This window comes from Glycomyces lechevalierae (genome assembly GCF_027622945.1).
Classification (GTDB): domain Bacteria; phylum Actinomycetota; class Actinomycetes; order Mycobacteriales; family Micromonosporaceae; genus Glycomyces; species Glycomyces rutgersensis.
The window spans coordinates 201,714-224,592 of sequence record NZ_JAPZVQ010000006.1 but is presented as its reverse complement, the minus strand read 5'-3'; the positions used below and the strand labels follow the sequence as shown (position 1 = coordinate 224,592).

The window sequence follows — 22,879 nt, the reverse complement described above, 5'->3', positions numbered from 1 at the left end:
CGTTGTCGACTCGGTTCTCACGACCGATTCGATCCCCGGAGCACACGGAAGACGTGGCCCGCCAGTGAGCAAGCGTACCTCGCAGTAGTCGCGGGACTGCCCGCGCCCCGCTCAGCGAGTCGCGCCCGTCAACCCTCCGCCGCCCCCTGGCGCAGGTCCGCGAGGTGCTGCTCGAAACCCTCCCTGGCCTCGGCGGACTCGGGTGCGGTGAGCCAGGTCAGGGCGTCCTCCCCCACCTCGATCGCGCCCTGCGCGTCGCCGAGCTCGGCGAGCAGCCACATCGTCTGGTGCGCGGTCAGGCTCGCCCGTTCGAGCAGCAGCGGGCCCTCCCGGAACACGGCCAGGGCGCGGCGCTGCAGGTCGAGCACCGGCTCGGCCTCGTCGCGGTGCAGGCCCTGCTCGCCGGCCTGGCTCTCCAGGAACTGGAAGGTGAGCTGGGCGTGCTGCCGGTAGGTCTCGCCGAGCTCGAAGCGGGCGGCCTCGCGCTGGGTCTCGGGCGCTTCGGCGTCCGCGCGCACGGCGTGCAGGCGGGCGGCGATCTGCGCCATCGTCTGCAGGCCCTCGCCGAACGCGCTGTCGCCCATGATGGTCCGCAGGAGCCAGGCGCGGGCGCGGCTGACGCGGGTCCAGGAGGCGAGGTCGCCGACGGCGTCCGCGGCCTCGATCGCGCGGGAGTACACCTCGAGGGCGTGGTCGTGCTCGCCGAGCTTCTCGAGCAGCTCTCCGGTGAGGAACAGCGTGTCCGCGTACAGGTTGACGAGGTAGTCCTCCTCGGCGGACTCCATGAGCGCGAGGGCCGCGAGGCCGTGCTCGACGCCTTGGCGGGTGTCGCCCTGGCGGTCGTAGGACTCGGCGAGGTTGAAGCGCACATTGCAGATCCGCCAGAGCTCGTCGCCCGGGAGGTCCTCGAGCGCGGCCTCGAGGAGGGGCACGGCCTCGGCGCGGCGGTCGAGCTCGACGAGGGCCACGCCCATGAGGTGGCGGGCCACGGCGGCCGGGACGGTCATCCCGGCGGCGTCGCAGTGGATGGACGCGGCCAGCGCGTGCTCGTACGTGGCGGCGTGGTCGGCGGCGCGCATGGTGAACTCGGCGGCCTGGAGGTGGAGCTTCGCGGCCACGGTGTGGGAGGGCTCGCCGCCGAGCGCGGCCAGGCCTTCGCGGCAGATCGCCAGGGCCGCTTCGAAATCGCCGGTGAGGCCCACCTGGTCGGCGAGGTCGGCGCTGGCGCGGGCGACGGCCCAGCCGGCCTCGGCCTCGCGGGCGACGTCGATCTGGGCGGTGAGGAGCGAGGTCTTCGCGGCCGGGTCGCGTTCGAGGCGGGCCCGGAGGTCGAGGAGGTCGCAGCGGCGGATGAGCGCGTACCGGCGGTCGGGGAATGCGGCGAGTTCGGTTTCGAGGGTCCGGGCGCGTTCGTTCAGGTCGGCGGGGAGCAGGTCGGGCCTGGCGGTCGCGGCGAGGTATTCGGCGCGCATGGCGAGGACCTGGCTGGTGTGGAAGCTGCGGTCGTCGATGCGCTGCTCGGCGCTGAGGGCGCGGGCGGTCGCGGCGATGCGTTCGGCGCCTTCGGGAACGCCCTCGGGGTCGGCCTCGGAGCGGTGGATGAGCAGGAACGACTCGGCGACGAGGGCCCGGCCGGGCTGGCCGGCCGCGCCGAACAGCTCGATGGCGCGGGTGAGGCCGTCGGCCACGGTCTCGGGGTCGTCGGACTGGGCGGATTCGGCGTGGGCGATCTCGGCGCGGTGCTCGGCGATGAGCTCGATGCCGAGCGCGTCCGCGAGCGCGCCGACGCGCAGCCAGGCCTTCCAGGTGTCGGGCGAGCAGTCGTCGTACGCGGCGTACGCGGCGTCGATCGCGGCGTCGAGGTCGGGGCCCTGGACCTGCCCGGGCGCGGGCGGCTCGACGACCGGTCGCGGCTGGGGTTCCTTGAGGCCCAGGTGGACCGGCTTGTCGTAGGGGGTGGACTCGATGACGCAGGCGGACATCCGGGAGTGGTGGTCGTTGCCGTTGCGGGCGTCGAAGCGGGCGCAGATCGCGGTCCGCTCGGCCTCGGCCCAGTCGAGCAGGGCCGCGGCGGTCCATTCGGTGCCGCCGGGCCCGGGCATCGCGGTGTCGGCGAAGCCGAGGGCGATGAGGCGGCGGCAGGTGAGGACGGTGACCTCCATGAGGCGCTGGCGGTCGCGCACCCCGAGGTCGAGGTCGAGGAAGCGGGCGTGGTCGGCGAGGATCTCGACGGCGCGGTGCTCGTTGCCGGTGAGGGCGCAGAACTCGACGTGGAGGGCCCACATCTGGACCATGTCCTCCTTGCCCTTGCACATCTGGTAGCCGCGCAGGTGGTTCGCGCGGGCCTCGTCGATGCGGCCGAGTTCGACCAGGGGCAGCAGGGAGAGCGCGAGCCCGTAGTGGGGTTCGTGCGCGCAGGTCTGCTCGCCGGAGAGGACCGGTTCGAGCATCTCCATGGCGGCGTCGGCGGAGTCCTCCTCGGCGTAGAACACGATGGTGGCCAGGGAGGTGTACTGGCAGGCGGTGCAGTCGGACATCTCGTCCTCCTCGGCCTCGCCGAGGGCCTCGATGGCGGCGGCGACCCGCTCGTAGTCGCCCACGTGGTAGGCGAGCTGCATCTCGTAGGCGGCCGGGGCGTGCATGGAGTAGCCGGCCTCGGCGTAGCGGCGGCGCATCTCCTCGAGCCAGTGCTCGATGGATTCGAGCGGCACGTCGGGCTGCTCGATCATCGTGTCGACGATCCACTTGAACGTCCAGTACAGGGAGCGCGTCAGGTAGGCGTCGAAGTGCGCGGGCTGGGAGTCGAAGTTGCGCAGGAGCCTGGCGAAGGGGACGAGGAGGCGGGTGGAGTCGCGGGAGAACTCGTAGGCGTCGACCAGGCCGTTGAGGGCGTAGTTCTGCAGCTCGGGGTCGCCGACGGCGTCGGCGGCCTCGACGGCCCGCTCGAGGGCCGCGACCTTCGCCTCACTGGCCTCTTCGAAGCGGGCCTCGTTGAGCAGTCGCCAGATCTCGTCGGGGTCGGGAGTGGCCATACCAGTCCTTAACTGTCCTATGTGAGGAGTGAGCCGCCGCTCTTAGACGGTGGAGAGGGGAGCGGCTCAGTCCTGCGTGATGTGTTCCAGCAGGTTCATGAAGGAACGGTTGAGGAGCGCGGTGTCGGCGCTGCGCAGCGGCCGGTGGCTCATGAGGAGCGCCTGCCCGTAGAGGGACTCGACGGCGGTGCCCGCGAGCTCGGGGTCGCCGATGGCGGCGATGCGGCGCACGGTGGGGTTGCGGTGGTTGAGGACGAGCTGGGCGCGCGGCGCGTGCTGCTTGATCGAGGCGAGGATGCCGCTCCACAGGTCGTCGGCCTGCGCTTCCGCTTCGGCCCGTTGGCGTTCGCGGCGCGACTCGCGGTCGTCGAGGAGCAGCGCGGGCACGGAGACGGGGTTGAACTCGCGCACGACCACGTCGACGTCGACGCTGTCGAGGCGGGCGCGGGCGGCGTTCAGGAAGGACCGCAGCGCCAGCTCGGTGCCGGTGTCGACGGGGTCGAGGCTCGCCGAGATGACGCCCGGCTGCAGGTGCTCGACCTTGACCTGCGGGTCGAGGCGCGGCAGGGCCTGCACGAGCTCCGCGTCGTAGGTGTAGCCGCCGTTGACGACGCCGATGCCCTGCGCGGCGGCGATCTGCGCGACCTGCCGGTATTCGTCCACGCTGGAGGCGAGGTAGACCGGCTGGTAGGCGCGGGCGAACTCGGGCAGGCTGGTCTGCCCGGCGGTGGTCTCGAACCGCAGCCACGGCAGCATCGCCGCGAGCAGTTCCGGATCGTGGCGGGCGAGGGCCTTCACGCCGAGCTCGTGCACGGCGAGGAAGGCCTCGAGGCGGGTCGGGTCCTCGGCGGCGAGGCGGGAGATCCACTCCCGGATCTGAGCGCCGATCGCGTCCCGGGCGACCGCCAGCGCCTCGTCGTCGTACAGGGACTCGCGGGAAGCGGTGGGGCGCAACGCATCGGTGTCGATGACGCAGCGCACGAAGAACGCCCACTCGGGGACGAGGTTGTCCGCGGTGTCGGTCAGCAGCATCCGCTTGAGGTGCACGCGGTGGGCCGGGCGGGTCGAGGGCGAGGTGGCGTGCGGGAGGACGAACACGACGCCCTTGATGCCGGCGAGCGGCACGTCGAGGTCGATCACGTCGAGCGGCGGGAAGCCGAGCACCTGCTCGCAGTAGGCGTTCAGGGCGAGGCGGCGGGCCGTCGGGGTCGGATGTTCCCGTTCCCACAGCGGCGGCGTGTCCGAGACGGCGACGGGCGTGCCGCCGTCGGAGACGGTGACGCGCACCGGAAGCAGCGAGCCGTACTCGCGCGCGAGATCCACGACCCGCTTGGGCTGCAACCAGTCCTCGCCGCGGCGGGCCTCGAGCTCGACCGTGGTGCCGGGCTCGGGGTGCTCGCCGAGCGGGACCTCCGTGACGGTGTACGAGCCGTCGTCGCGCGCGGCCCAGCGGACCACCGGCGCCGCCGGGTCCTTCGCCGACCGCGAGGTCACGGTGATGACGGACGCGACGGTGAAGCACGCGAGGAGCCCGATCCCGAACTGGCCCAAGAAGTCTCGGCGGGCGCCCTCGATCTCCTCGTCGCGTTTGGAGGAGCCGCCGATCGTCGCGAGGAGACGGTGGACTTCCTCGATCGTCAGGCCCACACCGGGATCGGTGATCCGCAGGCGTTTCCCGTCCGTGGCGATCGAGACCTGTTGCGCCGAAGCATGGAAGCCCGGTTCGATCTGGGCTCGCGCGGTGATCGCGTCCACCGCGTTCTGCAGCAGTTCGCGCACATAGACCTTCGGTGAGGAGTACAGGTGGTGGGACAGGAGGTCCACCAGGCCGCGCAGGTCCACTTGGAAGGTATGGGAAGTGGGCGTTGTCTCAACCACAGCGCGTCCTGCTTCACTCGGAGGTCGTTCGGCGTCAGTCAGACTAGCAAACCGCCGCATCCCGGGAACGCGTGAAAAGGACCCTCAGTACGAACAGGGACGCGGAGGCCCTGCGGCCCACGGCGAAGCTCGCGAGCCGTGAACGTGCAGGCGGACACGCGCGAATCCGCGTGAACCGGCGCGGACCACCCGATTGTGCACCACCGCGAATGGGACAGGTCCGGTAAGGTGACCGCTACCGAAGCCCCAGAGCAAGAGGAACATGCCCGAATGACCATGCCGCCCCCGCCCCCGGACCGGATGCACCTCCAGTACCAGCCCGCCCCGCCCCCGCAGCCCGGGCCGCAGCAGATGGGCCCTGGCGGCGCGTACGGCCCGGCGCAGTACGCCCCCGAACAGCCCGTTCCAGGGCAGATGCCCGCTTTGTCGATGAGCAAGCCCGGCACGATCACCGGCATCCAGGTCATCCTCTACATCTTCTTGGCCGTCAGCGCGATCGGGAACGTCTTCTCGGTCATGAGCATGGTCGAGTTCTTCAACCCGTTCAGCCTCATCGGCCTCGCCTTCGCCGTCTACTCGGCGATCCAGTCCCTCGCCAGCGGCGTCCAGATCGCCCGAGGCAAGCGCTGGGCGTGGATCTGGTCCCTCGTCAGCGCGATCCTCGGCCTGGTCCTGGCCGCCGCCATGGACGTCTGGGGCATCATCTACTGGGACACCGGCGGCGACATCACGCTCCTCATCGGGGTCCCGCTCGCCGGCCTCTACGGCACGCTCCTCGGACTCCTCTGCTCCAAGTCGGCGCGCCAGTGGATCCTCATGCACCGCATCCAAAGAGGCGAAGTGCAGGTGCCCGGCATGCCCGTGGGCGCTATGAACGGCATGCCCGGCAACGCGTTCGGCGCGGCACCGCAGGGCCCGGCCGAACGGCCGCAGACCCGGCCCGGCGCGGCCACCTTCATGCTCGTGGCGCTCGGCCTGATCCTGGCGATCTGCGTGTGGACCCTCTACGGCACCATCCGATCCCTGCTGATGCTCAACAACACGTTCGGCACTGACTTCAACGACCCGGCCCTGCTGTACGGGTCGCGCCTGCCGCTCATGGAAGGCCTGGCAGCGGTCCTCGTCCTCATCTGCGCGCTGATCTCGGCGATCGCCATCCAGCGCGGCAAGGCCGGCGGACGCGTCTTCACGCTCGTCTGGACACCGATCCTGTTCCTCGCAGCGGGCTTCTCGACGTTCAGCATCACGATGGAAGCAGTCCACTTCCTGGACCTCGCGCTGCCGCAGGCCCGCACGAACTGGATCATCGTCCTCGTTCGCAACTACGCCCTGCTGGCGCTGATCCTCGTCGCGTTCATCGCCGCCCTGACTCCCGGCGTCAAGGCCTGGACCCCGGGCAAACCCGCCACCGCGCTCATCATGATGGTCCCCATGGGGCAACCGCAAACGCAGCCGCAGCAGACCGGCCCGTACGGCCAACAGCAGGGCGGATACCCGCAACAACAACAGCAGTATCCGCCGCAGTACTGACCCCGAGACAGGCGATGACCTGAACGATTCCGGCGAATGCGCGGTTCCGGCTGCGCCGCAGGCGTATCCGGTGCCGAGGCAGCGGAACTAGACGTCGCGCCAGCCGCAGACGCTCGTGTTGAGGGCGTCAGGGGTCTGCTCGATCGCGATGACGAGTTCGACGGCGGTGCCGTCGTCGAACTCGACCCTGACGTTGCCGGTGGAGGCGTTCATGGCCTGGACGTCGGCGCCTTCGGTGTCCCAGGAGTCCCATTCGGGCACGTAGTCCTCGGCGGGGCGCTGGCGGTAGGAGTCGCAGAGCATCGCGTAGGCGGTGTCCCAGTCGTCGTGGGCGATCGCGCCGATGAACTCTTCAGCGGTGCTCTCGACCTTGTCGGTGATCGAGTTGGTGAAGACGATCATGGCGATGACGACGGCGGTGACGACGCCGATGATGCCGAGCGCGCCGCCGGTAATGCCGAGGCCGAGCTTCAGGCCGAAGAAGCGGGAGTGGCCGGTCGGCGGGGCCGCGAACGGGACCGGCACGCCGGTGGGCGGCGGAGGCGGGGCCGAGGGCGCGGGGGCGGGCTCGACCTCTTTCGTCGTGGGCGGCAGCGCGAGCGTCTCGTCGGTCTCGGCGGTGAGGGCGACGGGCGCCGCCGGTTCGGGCGAGACCGGGTCGGGGACCGAAGGCTCGGGTTCCATCGGGATCGGCGGGCGGCCCGGTTCGGGCGCGATCTGCGGCGGCGCGGCCGGTTCGGCGACGGCCGCCACGGACGTGTGCGGCTCGGCCTCGACCTCTTCGCGCGGCTGCGACGACTCGGGTTCGGGAGCCGGCTCGGCGGTCGACGTCGGGAGCGGCGGGGTCGGTTCGACGGGGATGGGCTCGATCGGGACCGACAGGGGCGGCGGCTCGGGCCACGGGGACTCGACGGAGTCCGGGGTCGACGGCGAACCGGACCGCTCCGGGGACGCGGGTTCCGGGGTCGCAGGCTCCGCTTCGCGCTCCGATTCCGGGCCTTCGGAACTCACCCGTTCGGGGTTCGGCCGGTCGGTCATCGGGCGGCCTCCCGGCGAGCCTCGTCAGGGTCGGGCGCGCGGTCGGAGCCGGTGCGGCGCGGCTCGCCGCCGGGCGCGCATTCGGCGAGGACCTCGAAGCCCGAGGCCTCGGGAAGCGCGCGGGAGAGGAGCGGGGTGGCCATCTTGACCTGGAAGTTCGAGAGCGCCCGGCGGTAGGAGCCGACGTCGCTCCACTCGGTCCAGAGCATCCAGGCGGTGTCCTCGCCGTCGGTGAACGAGTCGAGCGCGCGGCCCAGGCCGCCGCGTTCGTAGCCCGCGCAGGAGGCCAGGGCCGCGAGCGCGCCTTCGGCATCGCGGGCGAAGGCCTCCGTCTCGCCTTCGGTTACGGCGAAACGATATACAACCAGCACGGCGCCCAGCCTACTTCGAGCACTCGGCGCACAGGCCGTGGAGTTCGAGCGTGTGTCCGACCTCGGTGAACCCGTGGTCGGCCGCGACCTTGTTGGCCCAGCGCTCGACGGTGGGCCCGGCGACCTCCACGGTCTTGCCGCACGAGCGGCACACCAGGTGGTGGTGGTGCTCCTCGGCCGAGCAGAGGCGGTACAGGTGGTCGCCGCCGGGCAGGCGCATGACGTCGACGATGTCGGCCTCGGCGAAGGCCTGGAGGGTCCGGTAGACGGTGGTGAGGCCGATCTTGGACCCGGTCTCACGGAGGATCGCGTGGACGTCCTGGGCGGAGCGGAACGCGTCGTCGTGCTCGAGCAGTTCGAGGATCGCGGTCCGCTGCTTGGTGGAGCGGGCCATGTTCTCGGCCGGAGGCTTGATGGCCACTAGCGTTCCTCTCGGGCGTGGTGGACGGCGTCGGTGACGATGTGCGCGATGTGGTCGTCGATGAGCGAATAGGAGATCTCGCGCCCCGAACGGGTGCCGCGCACGATACCCGCTCCCCGGAGCACCCGCAAATGCTGGGAGACGAGCGGCTGCGTGACGCGCAGGGTCTCGACGATCTGGTGCACGAACTTCGGCCCGGCGGCCAGTTCCATCACGATCGCGATGCGCAGGGGCGCGGCGAGCGCGCGCAGCAGCTCCCCCGCCGCCTCATAGTCGGCTGGGGTGGCTTCGGTTGGCTCGGTCTCGGTCCGCACTCCGCAAAAATATCGCGTCGCGGGTCCGTTCGCGGGTCCAGGTGTCGCGGGTCCCGCTCCGGTCATGCGCTCGCGGCGGGCAGTTCGACCTCGAGCGGCTCGCCTTCGGGCGGGAGGTGGGCGCGGCGGACCCGGCGGACGCGGCGCACGAGCGCGGCCAGGAGGGCGGTGACGACGAAGACGGCGACGCCGATGAGCACGATCGTGGAGCCCGGCGGCACGTCCTTCGCGGCGGAGGCGACGACGCCCGTGCCGGCGATGAGCAGGCCCGCGCCCATCGCCGCGAACATCGTGGCCTTGAACGACCGCGTGAACTGCTGGACCGTGACGACCGGGATGACGAGGAGGGCGCTCACGAGGAGCAGCCCGACCGCGCGCATCGAGACCGAGACGGTGACGGCCGTGGTGATGAGGAGCAGCAGGTTGAGCCCGGCGACGGGCAGGCCCGAGACGCGCGCGTACTGCTCGTCCGCGCAGATCGCGGTGAGCCAGGGCCGGAGCACGAGCATGAGGACCGCGACGACCGCGCCGCCGATCGCGATCGTCCAGACCTCGTCCCACCCGGCGGTGAGCAGCGAGCCGAACAGGTACTGCTGGAGGTTCGCGACGCCCTTGTCGGAGGCGATGCCGGTCAGGTAGACGCCGCCGGCGATGCCGCCGTAGAACATCATCGCCAGCGCCACGTCGCCGGAGGTCTTGGAGTGGCTGCGCAGGATCTCCATGACGACCGAGGCGGCGACGGTCACCGCGAGGGTCGTCCACATCGGCGCGACGCCGGTGAGGAAGCCGATGGCGACGCCGGTGAGCGCGATGTGGCCGAGGCCGTCCCCGATGAGCGCCAGGCGCTTCTGGACGAGGAACACGCCCACGGCCGGCGCGCACAGGCCAACGACGAGCGCGCTGATGAGGGCGCGCTGCATGAACTCGTACTGGAAGTAGTCCAGGATCGACAGGTCCAGGTTCATTTGCCGCCCCAGATGGCTTCGTCGGCGGTGTCGCCGTTGGCGTGCGGGTGCGCGTGCTCGTGGTGCGGGTCGGCGTGCTCGCCCACGGGCCGCGGCGGGGCGCCGTCGTGCACGACCTTGCCGTCGGCGAGGACCACGGCCCGGTCGAGCCGGTCGGTGAGCGGGCCGAGTTCGTGCGTGACGAGGAGGACCGCGCAGCCGGCGTCGATCCGGTCGGCCACGACTGCGGCCAGCGCGGCCTGCGTCTCGGCGTCGACGCCCACCGTGGGCTCGTCCATGATCAGCAGGTCGGGGTCGGTGGCGAGGGCGCGGGCGATGAGGACGCGCTGCTGCTGACCGCCCGAGAGGGTGTCGACGGAGCAGTGCGCGTGGTCGGCGAGACCGACCTCGGCGAGGCTCTGCGTCACGGCGTCGCGGTCGGCGCGGCTCGGCGGCATGCCGAGGAAGCGGTGGGCGAGGCGGCCCTGGGAGACGACCTCGGCGGCGGTCGAGGGGACGCCCGAGGCGGCGCCGGTGCGCTGGGGCACGTAGCCGATGCGCTTCCAGGCGCGGAAGCGCTTCTGGGGGGTGCCGAAGAGCTCGATCGAGCCGCTCGCGAGCGGGACGAGCCCGGCGACGGCCTTGATCAGCGTGGACTTCCCGGAGCCGTTGGCGCCCATGAGGGCCACGGCCTCCCCGGGTTCGACGGCGAGGTCCACCCCGCGGACGACGGCGCGACCGCCGTAGGAGACGGTCGCACCGCGGACGTTGAGAACGGGCATTGGGCTAATGCTGCCTTATGCCGCACCGAGGGCCGTCTGCAGCGTGGCCAGGTTCTCGCGCATCACAGTGAAGTAGTCGGCGCCGGCGTCGGTCTGCTCCTGGGTGAGGCCTTCGAGCGGGTTGAGGACGGCGCTCTGCGCGCCGGTCTCGGCCGCGAGCGTGTCGGCGATGTCGGGCGAGACGAGGGTTTCGAAGAAGATCATGGTGACGCCGTTCTCCTCGACGTAGTGGGCGACCTCGGCCATGCGCTGGCTGTCGGGCTCCTGGTCGGGGCTGAGGCCGGAGATGGCGACCTGGGTGAGTCCGTAGCGGTCGGCGAGGTAGCCGAACGCGGCGTGGGAGGTGACGATCGCGTCGGAGGTGCGGGCGGCGAGGCCGTCGGTGAACTCGGCGTCGAGGTCGGTGAGGTCGGCGGCGAGGGCTTCGGCGTTCGCGGTGTAGTCGGCCTTGTTGGCGTCGTCGAGGCCGGCGAGGCCTTCGCCGATGGCGGTGCCGATCTGGCCGTAGCGCATCGGGTCGAGCCAGACGTGGGGGTCGGTGCCCTCGAGCTCCTCGTGCTCGTGCTCGCCCTCTTCTTCGGCCTCGGTGGGCTCCTCGGAGTGCTCTTCTTCGGCGTGGTCGTCCTCGAAGACCTGCGTGGAGTCGTAGCCGATGGTGTCGACGGCGGTGAGCACGTCGAGGGACTTGTCGGCGGCGTACTCCTCGACGGCGGCGTCGAGTTCGGGGATGAAGCCCTTGAGGTAGACGACGTAGTCGGCCTCTTCGATCGCGGCGATGTCGGAGGGGGCCAGCTCGAGGTCGTGGGGCTCCTGGCCGGCGGGGGTGAGGTTGGTGACCGAGACGTGGTCGCCGCCGACGCGCTCGGTGGCGAAGGCGAGGGGGTAGAAGGCGGTGACGACGCTGATCTCGCCGTCGGCGGCGGGGTCGTCGGAGCCGGAGCCGCAGGCGGTGAGGGCGGCGGCCGCGGCGAGGCCGGCGATGGGGGCGAGGATGAATCGGGAACGGCGCATGATGGAAGCTTGCCCAGTCATGACAATCATTGTCAACATCTAATATGTGGCTCCTCGAATCGGAACGTCCCTCGCCAGCAGCGCGAACACCACTCCCGTCCCACCGGAGGCCTCGAGTCGCGATGACGGGTATCACGCGAACGGATGAACGCCGCGCCCGCGGTAGCCGAATTGTCGGACCCTGCGGGCATCGTTGAGAACCGGGGGCCCAACCCGCCGGCCTCCGTCGACCTGCGGCGTGCGCCGTTACTGGTACTCGTTCTCCGGCGTCGGGATGTTCGTGATCGACTCGACCGCGATGTACGGCACCAGCTCGCCGTTGATCTCGTCCCGGCCCTGGCGGTCGGTGTACTCGCCGACGACCTCGACCCACTGGTCGGGCTCCAGGTTCGCGGGAAGATCGCCATCGAAACCGATCTTCACCGGGCGCGCGTCGGCCGCGCAGCACGAGACGACCATGCGCGCGAGCTGCGGCTCGTCCCCTTCGTAGAGGATGAACCCGCGGAGCTGGATCCGGTGGCCCTCGAGGGTCGCGCCGTCGTCGAAGATCGCGCGCGCGGCGTAGTCGAGGAGCGTGAGCGGCACGGGGTCGACGTCGTCGGGCAGCTCCGGATAGGTCGAGCGGTTCTCCTCGGCGCCGACTACGGTGCCGGTGCGCTCGGCCTCGTAGGACCCGAGCGCGTCCGGGGCCACGAGCAGCATCCCGACCACGGGCGCGAGCAGCAGCCACGCCACCTTCGGCTCGCCGTGGCCGTGCCCGTCGTCGGCGTCTTTCTTTGCGCGCCAAGTGTTCACGGCAGTGATGGCGGCGACCGCGACGAGAATGGCCCCGGCGGGCACGATGAGCCAGAAGGCGTACGGCTTCACATAGTTGAGGTAATCGCCCGTGGCGGCCAGGCGCAGCATCCCGCCGCCGACCAGGAGCAGGATGACCGCCTGCGCATCGCGTCTCACAGCAGCAGCACTCCCATCAGGACGGCCGCGAGCACGGCCGCGCAGAACGCGGTCGGCGCGAAGCGCAGGGCGAACCGGCGGCCGAACGTCCCGGCCTGCATGGCCGCGAGCTTCACGTCGATGAACGGGCCCACGACCATGAACGCCAGCTTCGCCGTGGGCGAGAACTGGGTCAGCGAGGCGGCCACGAACGCGTCCGACTCCGAGCAGATCGAGACGAGCACCGCGAGGACCGCCAGCGCGAGCACCCCCAGCACGGGGTCGTCCGCGATCGGCTGGAGCCAGGTCTCGGGCACGAGCGTGTTGAGGCTCGCGGCGATGGCCGCGCCGATGACGAGGTAGCCGCCGGCGTGGAGGAAGTCGTGGCGGATCGCCGACCAGAACGCGGCCCACTTGCCGTCGTCGTGGTGGTGGTGCTTGGGCAGGTTGAGCCATTCGGTCTTGCCGAGTTTGGCCCAGAGCCAGCCGATCGCGATCGCGGCCGCGAGAGAGGCGGCGACGCGCGCGACGACCATCCGCGGGTCGCCGGGGAAGGCCACGAAGGTGGAGACGACGACGATCGGGTTGATCGCGGGCGAGGCGAGCATGAAGGTGAACGCGGCGGCGGGGGCGACGCCGCGGCGTACCAGCGCGCCGGCGACGGGCACGGACGCGCATTCGCAGGCGGGCAGCACGGCCCCGGCGACCCCGGCGACGGGGACGGCGAGCGCGGTGCGCTTGGGGACGACCTTGTGGAAGAACCCGGCGGGGACGAACGCGGCGATGGCGGCCGAGAGGACCACGCCGAGGACGAGGAACGGGAAGGCCTGCACGCAGACCGCCACGAACCGGGCGGACCAGGCCTGCGCGGCGGGCGCGGCGAAGATCTCGGTGAGGCCGGGCCGGGCGGTGAGTCCGAAGATGAGCAGGAGCGCGAGCGCTTCGATGGAGGTGAGCCCGCGGCGGCGGCTCGCGGGTTCGCGTGGGGGCGCGGGAGTGGCCGATGTCTCGGCTGGGGGCGGGGTATCGGCGAGTTCGGCGCTCACGCAGTCATTGTGCGGCATGGCTCCGGTGAGGGAACGGCTGCCTTGCACAACCCACCAGTAGCAGAGTGATTCTCTTTATTACTCTTGTGCGGTGCGTGTTCCCACCCTAGGTACCGACCCGAGCCGGATCCCGGCCGCTTGCCGGGCGCTGCTCGCGAGTCCGCGGTTCCAGATGGTGTCGATGGTGGTCATCCTCGTGAACGCGGCCGCGCTGGGGGCGATGACGTTCCCGCATACGACCGAGGTCGCCGATTTCCTGCACTGGGTCGACCACGTGTGCCTGGGGTTCTTCACGTTCGAGGTGCTGGCGGGGCTGCTGTCGTTCGGACGGCGGCCGCTGCGGTTCTTCCGGGACGGCTGGAACATCTTCGACTTCGTGATCGTCTTCGCGTCGTTCATGCCCGGCCTGCGCGAGAACGTGACGATCCTGCGGATGCTGCGCCTGGCGCGGATCGTGCGGATCTTCCGGTCGCTGCCGTCGCTGCGGATCATCCTGGTCGCGGCCGGGAAGGCCCTGCCGAAGTCCGCGGGCGTGTTCGCACTGACCGGCGTGGTCATGTACCTGTGGGCGATGGTCGGCTGGATCGCGTTCAGCTCCAGCGACCCCGCGCACTTCGGGACCGTGGGGAAGGCCCTGCTGAACCTGTTCCAGCTGGTGGCGTTCGACGACATGGGGAACGTCATGCGCAACAGCATGGAGCACAACATGTGGACGCTGCCGTACTACCTGGTGTTCATCCTGTTCGGTGCGTTCGTGCTGGTCAACCTGCTGCTCGGCGTGGTGCTCGCGTCGATGGAGGAGGCGCAGCGCCTCGACGACATAGACGAACAGATCTCGGCGGACACCGCGATCATCCTCGACCGGATCGACAAGCTGCAGGTCACGGTCGACAAGCTCCAGGCCGAGCAGGAACGCGGCCGGGGCTTCACGCCGTTCAGATAGCGGGCACGGGGATTCGCCCCGGCGACTGTCACACTTGGATGGGGTTGGGCTCGGCTCCGCCGAAGCGGCGGTCGCGGCTCGCGTAGACCTCGCAGGCATGCCATAGGTGGCGGCGGTCGAAGTCGGGCCAGAGGACGTCGAGATAGACCATCTCGGCGTACGCGGACTGCCAGGGCAGGAAGTTCGAGGTCCGCTGCTCGCCGGAGGGGCGCAGGAACAGGTCGACGTCCGGCAGGTCCGGGTTGTACAGGTACTTCGCGAAGGTCTTCTCGGTGATGCGCTCCGGGTTGAGCCGCCCGGCCTTCACGTCGCGGGCCAGCGCGGCGGCGGCGTCGGCGATCTCGGCGCGGCCGCCGTAGTTCACGCAGAACTGCAGCGTGATCTTGTCGTTCTTCTTCGACATCTCCTCGGCCACTTCGAGTTCGCTGATGACGCTCTTCCACAGCTTCGGGCGGCGACCGGCCCAGCGGATGCGCACGCCCATGGCGTGCAGCTCGTCGCGGCGGCGGTGGATGACGTCGCGGTTGAAGCCCATGAGCCAGCGGACCTCGTCGGGGCTGCGGCGCCAGTTCTCGGTCGAGAACGCGTACGCCGAAAGGGTGCCGATGCCCATCTCGATCGCGCCCTCGATGGTGTCGAACAGGGAGGCCTCGCCCATGGTGTGGCCCTCGGTGCGCTTGAGGCCGCGCTCCTTGGCCCAGCGACCGTTGCCGTCCATCACGAGCGCCACGTGCCGGGGGACGAGCTCACGCGGCAGCGCGGGCGGCTTCGCGCCCGACGGGTGCGGCTTCGGCGGCTCGTACGTGCGGCTCACAGGACCTCCAGGCGGCCAAGTCGTCAACGGGGGCCTCGATACTAATCCGCCCCCACGCGAGGCCAGGACCACGCCCGCCGACAACCGGTCGCAACGCGCGCCGATCCGCTCGCCTCCGGCGCGCTGCTCGCTCAGGCCCATCGGTCGAGTCCCCATCGCTCGGGCCCCACCGGCCTGGTCCCGCCGTCTTGTCGGACCCTCGGCGCACTATCGAAAACGGGGGCGATTACGAACCCGCGCAGCGCTCACCTTCTCCCCGTGGCGCATCCATGTGCCCTCTGTTACGTTCGGCCCGTGGAACCTCTCAACGTCGAGCACGCCGGCCGCACCCTTCGCGGCGTCCTCCACCTCCCCCGGCCGCATGATGCCCCCGTGCCCGCCGTCGTCCTCTGCCACGGCTTCGGCGCCAACCGGATGGAGTTCGGCAACATCTTCGTGAAACTCGCCCGCGACCTCGCCGCGCAGGGAGTCGCCGCCTACCGGTTCGACTTCGCGGCCTGCGGCGAATCCGACGGCGACTTCGCCGAGCTCACCGTCACCAACCAGGTCGCGCAGGTCGGCGCCGTCCTCGAAGCCCTGGCCTCCCACCGCGCGCTCGACCCCGATCGCCTGTCGCTGCTCGGCATGAGCCTCGGCGGGCTCACCGCGTCCCTGGCCGCAACTGAGAACCCGGTCCGGACGCTGGCGCTGTGGGCCCCGGCCGCGCTCGCCGTCGAGGCGAACGAACCCGACGAGGTCGAGTACTGGCCCGAGATCGTCGAGAAGGGCTACGACGATCTCTTCGGGCAGCCGGTGACCCGGCGCTTCACGGAGGACGGCTTCGGCATCGATTCGTGGACCAAGGCCGCCGCATTCACCGGACCGGTCCTGCTCGCGGCCGGCACCGAGGACGAGCTCTTCCCCGACGACGTGATCGATCATTACCGCGAGATCTACGCCGACCGGCTCGAACTGCACCTCTTCGAGGACCTCGACCACTGCTTCGAGACCGTGCCCGCCCGCGCGGCGCTGGTCGACCTCACCGCCGAGTTCCTGCTGCGCACCATGTAGCGCCGTCAGGACTGGTGCGGCACGTACTTCAGGGTCTTCAGGGGCCGCTCGGAGTGCCACTGGAAGTGCGCCGCGATGAGGCCGGCGGCCTCGGAGCGCTGGCGCGCGTCCGCGGCCCTCGCGCTCGCCCAGTCGCCTTTCTCCAACGCGCGCATGAGTTCCAGCGAGGCCGGCTTCGGCACGGTCGCGCCGCCCGGGCGGCAGTCGCCGCAGACCGCGCCGCCGGCGGCCACCGCGAACGCGCGGTGCTCGCCGTCCTTACCGCAGCTCGCGCATTGGTCGAGCGACGGCGCCCACCCGGCGGACTTCATGCCGCGCAGCAGGTACGAGTCCATGACGAGCACGGCCGGCAGGTCGGTCTCGGCCAGCGCCCGGAACGCGCCGAGCGTGAGCTGGAAGACGTCGAGGTCGGGCTGGTGGTCCTCGGGGACCAGCCGCTCGGCGGCCTCGGCGATGACGCAGGCGGCGGTGTACGCGGGCCAGTCGGCTGCGATCGCGCCGCCGGAGAGGTGCAGGCCGACAGCCTGGGTGACGGTGTGCAGCTCGGCGCGGCCCTCGATGAGCTGGAGGTCGACGTGGCTGAAGGGGGCGAGTCGCGCCCCGAACTTGGAGGAGGTGCGGCGCAGGCCCTTGGCCATGGCGCGGTAGCGGCCGCGCTGGCGGCCGAGGAGGGACACGATCGCGTCGGCCTCGCCGAGTTTGAAGGTGCGCAGAACGACCGCGTCGTCGCGGAACAGCTTCCGAGTGCTCACCCCCACGCCGCAAGCGTAGCCGGAGGGTCCGACACGACAAATGGGGTTGAGGCGCGGGCGGGCGCTCGTTAGGCTCTCGACCCGTGAAGATCATCAGCGTGAACGTGGGGAAGCCTCGGGACAACCCGTGGAAGGGCCTCGCGGCCACCTATATCGACAAGCAGCCGGTCGAGGGTCCCGTGCGCGTGACCTCGCCGGGCCCGAAGGGCGACGGCTCGGTCGGGCTCGCGGGCGACAAGGTCGGGGACGTGCAGCACCACGGCGGCACGAACCAGGCCGTGTACGTCTACGGCTCGGAGGACTACGCGCATTTCAACGGGCTCGTGGGCCGGGACTTCGGGCCGGGTGCGTTCGGGGAGAACCTGACGACGACCGGGTACGACGTGAACGCGGCGCTCATCGGCGAGCGGTGGGCCGGCCCGGGCGGGCTGGTGCTGCAGGTGACCGGCGCGCGGATCCCGTGCGGGACGTTCCGGGGCTGGATCGCCGAGCGCGGCTGGCTGAAGACGTTCACCCGCGAGGCCCGGCCGGGCCCGTACATGCGGGTCGTCGAGCCGGGGTTCGTGGAGGCGGGCGCCGAGTTGGAGGTCGTGCACCGGCCCGACCACGGCGTGACGGCCGCGATGTTCTTCCGGGCCGCGATGGGCGACAAGGACCTCGTCCCGGTGGTCCTGGAGGCGCCCGAGCTGCCGCCGGGCGAACGCGAATGGCTGCGCGGCAACTTCGACGCATAGAGAGGACTGCCCCGGCCGGGAAGGCCGGGGCAGCGCCGTTTCAGGGGGCGCCCGTTTTCAGGCAGTTCTGTTTCAGGCGGTGGCGAGTTCGGGCTTGCGGAAGTAGGCGTTCGCGCCGGGGCTGAACATGAGGCCGGTGGCGAGGAGGACGGCGGCGATGTGCAGGAGCCGGACCACGAAGAAGGCGATGGCGAAGTCGCCGTCGCCGCCCACGGCCGCGATGAGCGATTCGCCGTCGCTGAGCTGCATCGCGGAGGGCACGACCATCGCTGCGAGGCCGACGACGGAGAGCAGCAGGGCGAGGCTGACGCGGGCCCAGCGGCGGCCGCGCGCGAAGAAGCCCACGAGGACGAAGGCGCCGAGGTAGACGGCCGAGCGGACGCCGATGTTCATCCAGACGCCGGAGTCCAGACCGGAGTCCTTGGCGATCTCGCTGACGGCGAGCACGGTCTCGACGATCCCGGCCGTGATCGCGGTGGCCCACAGCAGGGTGGCGTTCTTGACGGTTTCGGGTTGTTCCATGGCGTCGACGCTATCGGCGGACGGGAGCGCGATCCATCCGGCGAGCGTCCCCGCGCGGGGTAAGGCGGACCCTACCGCGTGGTCATTCGGTGGCGGCGAGTTGCTTGCGGCCCAACTGGTCCGCGGCGCGGATCGGTTCGGGGAGCCGGTACTTCGGGGCGAGTTCGAGCACGAGGTCGCGGGCGGTCGGCAGGGTGCTGCGGTGCCCCACGGAGACGTACACGGGCTTGACGCCGTCCTGGGTGCGCAGCGCGCAGCCGACGGTCTCGCCGCTCGCGGTGATCGCCGTCCACGCGCCGCGTTCGGGCGCGGGGGCCTCCCAGGGCAGATGCGGCGGGTTCTTGGCGACGCCGATCGCGGGCGCGTCGAGGACGACGCCGAGGTGGCAGGCGAGGCCGAACCGGCGCGGGTGGGTGAGCCCGTAGCCGTCGCACACGTACAGGTCGGGGGTCACCGAGAGCGCTTCGATCGCCTTGAGCAGCAACGGGAGTTCGCGGAAGGCGAGGAGCCCGGGCACGTACGGGAAGTCGGAGGCGCCGTGCACGATCGTCTCGTCGAGCACTTCGAGGTCGGCGCGGCGCATGACGACGGCGGTCGCGACGGCGGTGTCGCTGTCCTTGTCGTAGGCGATGTCGAGTCCGGCGATCGTCTCTATAGGAGTGTCGTCGTCGGCGACGACCACGCATCCGGCCAGCTCGGTCTGCATGGCGACCGCTTCGGCCTCGTCGCGGGGCAGGCGGGCATAGGCGGCTCGGGGTTGATCGCTCACGCCGAAAGCCTAACGAAAGCCGCGGACCGGTCGCGGGCACCTACGAACGAGAACGGTGCTCAGTCGCCGTCGAAGCCGTAGAAGGAGCTCTGGCCGCCGTCGAGGTCGGGCTCCTCGCCGGCCTCGGTCTCGAAGCTGCCGTCGCCCTCGGCCTCGTACAGGAACTCCTCCACGCCGCCGTCGCCTTCGAGGTCGAAGTCGAGCGTGTCGTCCGGTGCCGCGTCGTCGGGCTCGTCGGGCCCGGATTCGAGGGACGCGAAGAAGGACTCGTCGAATTCGCTGCCGTCGTCGGTCATCGCGCCTCCACTCCCTGGTCTTCCATCGTATTGCGCCGCTGCGGCTTGCACATCCGCACGGTCGTACCCGAAGCACAGCGGTACCCGAAGCACGGTCGTACCCGAAGCACAGTGGTACCCGATCCGCTCAGGGCGAACCGCTCTTGCCAGCCGGCCGGCAGGCGTCCATGCTCGGGTGATGAGCACTGAGAAGAACGTCCTCGTCCTCGGCGGGACCGTGTTCCTGTCCGAGGCCATCGCGAAGCACGCCGTCGCACGCGGACACCGCGTCACCGTCGCCTCCCGCGGCACCACCGGCGAACCGCCGGAGGGCGCCGGGTTCGTCAAGCTCGACCGCGCCACCGGTGAAGGCCTCGACGCGTTGCGCGGCGAGGAGTTCGACGCCGTCTTCGACGTCGCGCGCGTCCCCGGGTACATCGGCCCCGTGCTCGACGCCCTCGCCGATCACGCCGGCCACTGGTCGCTCGTCTCCACGATCTCCGTCTACGCGCGAAACGACGTCGTGAGCGACGAGCTCCACGAGCCGACCGCGCCCGACTCGACCGACCCCGGCTGGGAGATCTACGGCGCCAGCAAGGTCGCCTGCGAGCAGCTCGTGCGCGACCGCATGGGAGACAAGGGGTTCATCACCAGGCCCGGCCTCATCGTCGGTCCGCGGGACCGAAACGACCGCCTCGGGTACTGGCCGCTGCGTTTCGCTGAGGGGGGCGAAGTACTCGCCCCCGGTACGCCTGAACGGCGGGTCCAGTGGATCGACGTCGAGGACTACGCGGCCTGGCTGCTCGATGCCGCCGACACGGGCCTCACCGGGACGATCGACGCCATCGGCGAACCGCTCGCCTTCGGGGCCTTCCTCGACGGCGTCGCCGATGTGCTCATCGAGCGAGGTGTCATCGCCGAGCGCCCGAACCTGACCTGGGTGCCGCAGGAGTTCCTGGCCGAGCACGGCGTCAACCCTTGGGCCGGGCCGGACTCGCTCGGCATGTGGGTGCCTTCGCCCGAATACGACGGGATGCAGGGCCGCCCCGGCGGGCCGGCGGCCGCGGCCGGCTTCCGGGCGTCGCCCCTGGACGTCACCGTGAACCGCTGGTGGGACGCGAACGCCGAAGCGCCGCAGTTGAAGGCCGGACTCACCCGGGAGAAGGAGAACGCCGTGCTGGCCGCCTGGCACCGCGATCCCGATCGGGTCGCGCACCACGAGGGCGAGCGGCATTTCACCGTCCCGGAGCCGGGGAACCTCAAATACGAGGGCTGAGGACAAGGCGAGGGCCCCAACGCTGATGCGTTGGGGCCCTTCAACTCTCGTTACTGCTGCGGCGGAGGCGGCGGCTGCTGCCCGTAGGGCGGCTGGTCGCCCGGCGGCTGCTGGCCGTAGGGCGGCTGGCCCGGCTGCTGCCCGTACGGCGGCTGGCCCATGTACGGGCCCATCGGCTGCTCCTCCTTGCGGAAGAACTCGTTCGCGGCCGGGACGGCGAGCAGGATGATGATCACCAGCGAGCCGACGATGAGCACGATGAGCGTGGCCCAGTCGATCGCGTTCACCCAGGCGGGCGTGGCGTCTTCGATCGCCTGCGTCGCCTCGTCCTGGTACTCCTGGCCGTTCACGTTCGCGGTCATCGAGCCGACCTGGCCGACGAGCCCGCCGATGCCGCAGCACAGCAGGCCGATGCCGGAGAGGATCCAGCTCAGGATGCGCCCGGCCCGGTTGCCCTTGTTCACCAGCAGGGCCAGGACGACGTAGAAGATCGCCATGATCACGTACACGCCCGCGATGAGCGCGAACGTGAAGGTGATGAGCGAGTTGACGTTGTCGTCGGTGAGGCCCGAGTTCGCCAGCTCGGGGTCGCTGAGCAGCTGGTCCTTGACGGTGTCCTCCACCGAGGACATCACCGAGAACATGGCGATGCCGCTGGCCACGAGCAGCACGGCGGTGAGGATCTGGGTCCACACCACGGCGGTGACCACCGCGGGCCTGGTCTTCGGCCCCGGCGGGGGCGACTGCGGATACTGCGGCGCCGGCGGGTATGCCATGGCGGCCTCCGATTCTCGAGCAAGCGGGCGTAACGGTCTCAGGACCCTCATCGTACGGAGTCGGGAACCGTCCCGCCACCCATCCTCAATGGCCGGTGCAGGCTGCGAGCCACGGTGAACGCCGCCCTGATCCTTGGACCAGGGCGGCGCGAGCAGCGGAAATCAGACTTCGAGGTTCAACCGGTAGCCGCGTTTGATCACGGTCTCCACACAGGACCGGAGGTGCACGGCGTCGCGCAGGCGCGTCACCGCCATCTCCACGGCGTGGCCGTCCGCGCCGCGCGGCAGGTGCCCGAGCAGCTCGGCGCGCGAGAGGACCTTGCCGTTCGCCGAGGCCAGCGCCCGGATCACGGCCATCGGGGCCGGCGGGAGCTGGAACGGCTGGTCGTCGAGGAGGACCATGTGGCCGCGCAGTTCGATGCTGTGCCCGGTCGCGAGCTGGAGCTTGCGCGAGCGCTTCGGCAGGGCCGAGGCGACGGTGCGCACGAGCGCGCCGAGGCGGGCGCGCTGCGGCTGCACCGATTCGACGCCGAGGCGCGTGAGCGGCGCGGCCGTGATCGGGCCGACCGAGACGGGGAGGACGCCGTTGTCCTCCGCGGAGGCGCGGAACGCCTCGAGCATGTCGGCGGCCTGGTCGCCCGCGATGCGCAGCAGCGCGTTCGCGGCCGGCGCGGAGGTGAAGGTCACCGCGTCGATGCGGCGTGCGCAGATGGCGTCCACGAGACGCTGCACCGGCGTGATGTCGGTGGGCAGGGTCCAGCGGTAGACCGGGACGGCGACCGCTGCGCCGCCGCCGTCGCGCACGGTCTGGATGAAGTCCTCGGCGGGGTCGCCGTGGAGCTGGATCGCGACCCTCTGGCCGTTGACGCCGCGTTCGCGCAGGTACTCGACGACCTCGTCGCCGGTCTCGCTCGGGGCGGTCCACTCCTCGGTGAGCCCGGCCGCGCGCACCGCGCCGAGGGCCTTGGGGCCGCGGCACAGGATGCGCGCGCGGCCCATCACGGTGAGCAGGTCGTCGCCCATGCCCCAGCCCTCGGCCGCTTCGAGCCAGCCGCGGAAGCCGATGCCCGTGGTCGCCACCACGAGGTCAGGGGCCTCGCGGATGAGCTCCACTGTGGCCGCTCGCAGCGCCTCGTCGTCCGGGAGGGGGACGATGCGCAGCGTCGGGGCGACCACCGTGCGGGCGCCGCGGCGCTCGAGGAGGGTCGCCAGCTCGTCGGCGCGGCGCTGCGCGGTCACGGCCACGGTGTAGCCGGTCAGCGGAGCGAGCGCCGAATCAGCTGCGACCGCGACTTCACGGGAAGGGGCTTGGGCTGCGACCATCAGGCGCTCGCTTTCACTTCCGAGTTGACGCCGACGCGGACCTCGCCGTCGAGGACTTCGACGGCGAAGACCTCCAGCGCGACCAGCTCGTCGTCGAGGCAGGCGCCGGTCTTGAGCGAGAACGCCTGCTTGAGCAGCGGGCTGGTGACGATCGGTTCGCCGCCGCGGTCGCCCACGAGGCCCCGGCTCATGACGTTCGCGTCCATGAACGGGTCCAGGTTGGACACCGCGTAGAGGCTGTCGTCGTGGAGTCGGAACACGGCGACCTGGGTGCCGTCCTCGAGGAGGGCGGCCACACCGCGGCCGGGGATGATCCGGTCGAATGCGCAGATGGATTGCATGCTG

General features: G+C 70.9%; 24 protein-coding genes. 5 read left to right on the top strand and 19 right to left on the bottom strand.

Annotation, left to right across the window (positions count from 1 at the left end; translation table 11 throughout):
- Nucleotides 1-128: 128 nt before the first annotated feature.
- Both O2L01_RS12750 and O2L01_RS12745 read right to left on the bottom strand, forming a co-directional pair.
- The gene (locus O2L01_RS12750) at nt 129-3,032 is read right to left on the bottom strand and encodes a tetratricopeptide repeat protein (protein ID WP_270122316.1); all 2,904 of its coding nucleotides are present in this window, start codon (nt 3,030-3,032) and stop codon (nt 129-131) included.
- Nucleotides 3,033-3,098: 66 nt separating this feature from the next.
- Complete coding sequence (locus tag O2L01_RS12745) at nt 3,099-4,910, bottom strand: HSP90 family protein (RefSeq protein ID WP_270122315.1); 1,812 nt, start codon at nt 4,908-4,910, stop codon at nt 3,099-3,101.
- A gap of 270 nt (nt 4,911-5,180) precedes the next feature.
- On the opposite strand from O2L01_RS12745, the gene O2L01_RS12740 reads away from it, so the two are divergent.
- Entirely contained in the window at nt 5,181-6,440 is a 1,260-nt protein-coding gene (locus O2L01_RS12740; RefSeq protein ID WP_270122313.1) for a hypothetical protein, read from the top strand.
- Nucleotides 6,441-6,527: 87 nt separating this feature from the next.
- Here O2L01_RS12740 and O2L01_RS12735 read toward each other — a convergent pair whose 3' ends face one another.
- From O2L01_RS12735 to O2L01_RS12695, 9 genes are all read right to left on the bottom strand, one after another.
- Nucleotides 6,528-7,478 (bottom strand): hypothetical protein, encoded by a 951-nt coding sequence (locus tag O2L01_RS12735; RefSeq protein ID WP_270122312.1) that lies wholly within the window; start codon nt 7,476-7,478, stop codon nt 6,528-6,530.
- Complete coding sequence (locus tag O2L01_RS12730; protein WP_270122311.1) at nt 7,475-7,849, bottom strand: antibiotic biosynthesis monooxygenase; 375 nt, start codon at nt 7,847-7,849, stop codon at nt 7,475-7,477. The genes O2L01_RS12735 and O2L01_RS12730 overlap by 4 nt, the downstream gene beginning before the upstream one ends.
- A 10-nt stretch (nt 7,850-7,859) precedes the next feature.
- Nucleotides 7,860-8,243: a Fur family transcriptional regulator gene (locus tag O2L01_RS12725; protein ID WP_344469428.1), complete on the bottom strand. Its 384-nt coding sequence runs from the start codon at nt 8,241-8,243 to the stop codon at nt 7,860-7,862.
- 26 nt (nt 8,244-8,269) lie between these two features.
- Nucleotides 8,270-8,584: an ArsR/SmtB family transcription factor gene (locus O2L01_RS12720; RefSeq protein WP_270122309.1), complete on the bottom strand. Its 315-nt coding sequence runs from the start codon at nt 8,582-8,584 to the stop codon at nt 8,270-8,272.
- 62 nt (nt 8,585-8,646) lie between these two features.
- Nucleotides 8,647-9,528 (bottom strand): metal ABC transporter permease, encoded by an 882-nt coding sequence (locus O2L01_RS12715; protein WP_374727675.1) that lies wholly within the window; start codon nt 9,526-9,528, stop codon nt 8,647-8,649.
- Between the two features lie 17 nt (nt 9,529-9,545).
- Nucleotides 9,546-10,310, bottom strand: a complete 765-nt coding sequence (locus tag O2L01_RS12710; protein ID WP_270122307.1) for a metal ABC transporter ATP-binding protein — start codon at nt 10,308-10,310, stop codon at nt 9,546-9,548.
- A gap of 15 nt (nt 10,311-10,325) precedes the next feature.
- Nucleotides 10,326-11,321 (bottom strand): metal ABC transporter solute-binding protein, Zn/Mn family, encoded by a 996-nt coding sequence (locus O2L01_RS12705; RefSeq protein WP_270122306.1) that lies wholly within the window; start codon nt 11,319-11,321, stop codon nt 10,326-10,328.
- Nucleotides 11,322-11,567: 246 nt separating this feature from the next.
- Nucleotides 11,568-12,275 carry a TIGR03943 family putative permease subunit gene (locus O2L01_RS12700; protein ID WP_270122305.1) on the bottom strand — a complete coding sequence of 236 codons (708 nt, stop codon included), beginning with the start codon at nt 12,273-12,275 and terminating at the stop codon, nt 11,568-11,570.
- Entirely contained in the window at nt 12,272-13,318 is a 1,047-nt protein-coding gene (locus tag O2L01_RS12695) for a permease (RefSeq protein WP_374727646.1), read from the bottom strand. Before O2L01_RS12695 ends, O2L01_RS12700 begins: the two co-directional genes overlap by 4 nt.
- A gap of 73 nt (nt 13,319-13,391) precedes the next feature.
- Here O2L01_RS12695 and O2L01_RS12690 point away from each other — a divergent pair, with 73 nt between their 5' ends.
- Entirely contained in the window at nt 13,392-14,243 is an 852-nt protein-coding gene (locus tag O2L01_RS12690) for an ion transporter (RefSeq protein WP_270122303.1), read from the top strand.
- 28 nt (nt 14,244-14,271) lie between these two features.
- On the opposite strand, the gene O2L01_RS12685 is transcribed toward O2L01_RS12690, so the two are convergent.
- Complete coding sequence (locus O2L01_RS12685) at nt 14,272-15,057, bottom strand: isoprenyl transferase (protein WP_270122302.1); 786 nt, start codon at nt 15,055-15,057, stop codon at nt 14,272-14,274.
- Nucleotides 15,058-15,351: 294 nt separating this feature from the next.
- Here O2L01_RS12685 and O2L01_RS12680 point away from each other — a divergent pair, with 294 nt between their 5' ends.
- Nucleotides 15,352-16,107, top strand: a complete 756-nt coding sequence (locus tag O2L01_RS12680) for an alpha/beta hydrolase family protein (protein ID WP_270122301.1) — start codon at nt 15,352-15,354, stop codon at nt 16,105-16,107.
- A 5-nt stretch (nt 16,108-16,112) separates the two neighbouring features.
- Here O2L01_RS12680 and recO read toward each other — a convergent pair whose 3' ends face one another.
- The gene (recO, locus tag O2L01_RS12675; protein ID WP_270122300.1) at nt 16,113-16,865 is read right to left on the bottom strand and encodes a DNA repair protein RecO; all 753 of its coding nucleotides are present in this window, start codon (nt 16,863-16,865) and stop codon (nt 16,113-16,115) included.
- Nucleotides 16,866-16,942: 77 nt separating this feature from the next.
- Here recO and O2L01_RS12670 point away from each other — a divergent pair, with 77 nt between their 5' ends.
- Nucleotides 16,943-17,593 (top strand): MOSC domain-containing protein, encoded by a 651-nt coding sequence (locus O2L01_RS12670; protein ID WP_270122299.1) that lies wholly within the window; start codon nt 16,943-16,945, stop codon nt 17,591-17,593.
- A gap of 72 nt (nt 17,594-17,665) precedes the next feature.
- Here O2L01_RS12670 and O2L01_RS12665 read toward each other — a convergent pair whose 3' ends face one another.
- From O2L01_RS12665 to O2L01_RS12655, 3 genes are all read right to left on the bottom strand, one after another.
- On the bottom strand, nt 17,666-18,115 hold the full coding sequence (locus tag O2L01_RS12665; protein ID WP_270122298.1) for a hypothetical protein: 450 nt from the start codon (nt 18,113-18,115) through the stop codon (nt 17,666-17,668).
- 82 nt (nt 18,116-18,197) lie between these two features.
- Nucleotides 18,198-18,884: an endonuclease V gene (locus O2L01_RS12660; protein ID WP_270122297.1), complete on the bottom strand. Its 687-nt coding sequence runs from the start codon at nt 18,882-18,884 to the stop codon at nt 18,198-18,200.
- Nucleotides 18,885-18,943: 59 nt separating this feature from the next.
- Nucleotides 18,944-19,180 carry a hypothetical protein gene (locus O2L01_RS12655; protein WP_270122296.1) on the bottom strand — a complete coding sequence of 79 codons (237 nt, stop codon included), beginning with the start codon at nt 19,178-19,180 and terminating at the stop codon, nt 18,944-18,946.
- Nucleotides 19,181-19,358: 178 nt separating this feature from the next.
- Between O2L01_RS12655 and O2L01_RS12650 the strand changes: the two genes are divergently transcribed.
- Nucleotides 19,359-20,435, top strand: coding sequence for an NAD-dependent epimerase/dehydratase family protein (locus O2L01_RS12650; RefSeq protein ID WP_270122295.1), 1,077 nt, complete (start codon nt 19,359-19,361; stop codon nt 20,433-20,435).
- A gap of 50 nt (nt 20,436-20,485) precedes the next feature.
- Here O2L01_RS12650 and O2L01_RS12645 read toward each other — a convergent pair whose 3' ends face one another.
- The 3 genes from O2L01_RS12645 to nirD all read right to left on the bottom strand — a co-directional run bounded on the left by O2L01_RS12645 (nt 20,486) and on the right by nirD (nt 22,875).
- On the bottom strand, nt 20,486-21,211 hold the full coding sequence (locus O2L01_RS12645) for a YrzE family protein (RefSeq protein ID WP_270122294.1): 726 nt from the start codon (nt 21,209-21,211) through the stop codon (nt 20,486-20,488).
- Nucleotides 21,212-21,373: 162 nt separating this feature from the next.
- A complete protein-coding gene (locus tag O2L01_RS12640; protein ID WP_270122293.1) occupies nt 21,374-22,534 on the bottom strand; it encodes a uroporphyrinogen-III synthase in 1,161 nt (386 codons plus the stop codon).
- Nucleotides 22,534-22,875, bottom strand: coding sequence for a nitrite reductase small subunit NirD (nirD, locus tag O2L01_RS12635; protein ID WP_270122291.1), 342 nt, complete (start codon nt 22,873-22,875; stop codon nt 22,534-22,536). The genes O2L01_RS12640 and nirD overlap by 1 nt, the downstream gene beginning before the upstream one ends.
- Between the last annotated feature and the right edge of the window lie 4 nt (nt 22,876-22,879).